This is a genomic window from Streptomyces milbemycinicus (assembly GCF_002154605.1).
GTDB classification, from domain to species: Bacteria; Actinomycetota; Actinomycetes; order Streptomycetales; family Streptomycetaceae; genus Streptomyces; species Streptomyces milbemycinicus.
Genome location: NZ_MUNE01001172.1, coordinates 1 through 1,018, shown reverse-complemented (window position 1 = coordinate 1,018; position 1,018 = coordinate 1). Strand labels below are relative to the sequence as shown.

1 protein-coding gene is annotated in these 1,018 nt (G+C 74.5%); it reads left to right on the top strand.

The features are described from left to right. A partial coding sequence (locus CCN51_RS51865; RefSeq protein WP_143676242.1) for an acyltransferase domain-containing protein occupies positions 1-1,018 on the top strand: 1,018 nt, incomplete at both ends.

The window sequence follows — 1,018 nt, the reverse complement described above, 5'->3', positions numbered from 1 at the left end:
TCGCGGTCCATTCACCGACGCGGTGGCCGGGCACAGCGTCGGTGAATGGACCGCGATGGTGTCGGCCGGGCTGTACTCCGGCGCCGCGGTCGACGAATTCCTCGACTCGTTCGACCCCGATGCGCTACGCGTCCCCGGGCTGGCCTTCGGCGTGCTGGGCGCCTCCGCCGAGCGGGTGCTGGCCGCGCTCGCGGAGGGCGCGGGTGGCCGGGTCGTGCTCTCCCACGACAACGCGCCGAGCCAGTCGATGGTGTGCGGGCCGCGGGCCGATGTCGAGGCGTTCGTAAGGCAGTTGCGTGGCGAGGGGGTGATCGGGCACGTCCTTCCGTTCCAGTCGGGCTTCCACACCCGGATGCTGGCGCCGTACCTGGGGCCGATCAGAGCCGCCGCGGAGCGGTTCGAGCTGTTTCCGCCGAGCGTGCCCATCTGGTCGGGGACGACCGCGGCGCCGTATCCGCCCGACGCGGCCGGGGTACGGGAGCTGTTCATCCGGCATCTGCTCGAGCCGGTCCGTTTCCGGCTGTTGACGAAGGCGCTGTACGAGGCGGGCTTCCGGGCGTTTGTGCAGGTCGGCCCGGGGCAGCTGGCCTCGCTCATCGGTGACACGCTCCAGGGGGCGGAACATCTCGCGGTGGCCGCCGACTCGCCGCACCGCGACGGCGTCGCCCAGCTGCGCCGGGTGGCCACCGCCCTGTGGGTGGACGGGGCCGCCCGGGTGGACCCGTCCCTGCCGCGCCCCGCCACCACGGCACCGTACGCCGGCTCATCGCAGGCGACCCCGCCGAAGCCGGTACGGCTCGACCTCGGTGGCGCGCTGATCTCTCTGGACGAGCGCCACCTCCCCGGGCTGCGCCACGCGTTGGCGTCCGGCGCCGCCACCTCCCCCAGGGCCGACCTCCCCGCCCTCCGTGCCGACACCGTGTCCGCGCTGGACGCGGTGGCGGGACGGTTTCCGGTGGCCGCGGAAATCGGCGCGCTGCTGCGGGAGACGGCCGGGGCCGCCGCCGAGCTGATCGCC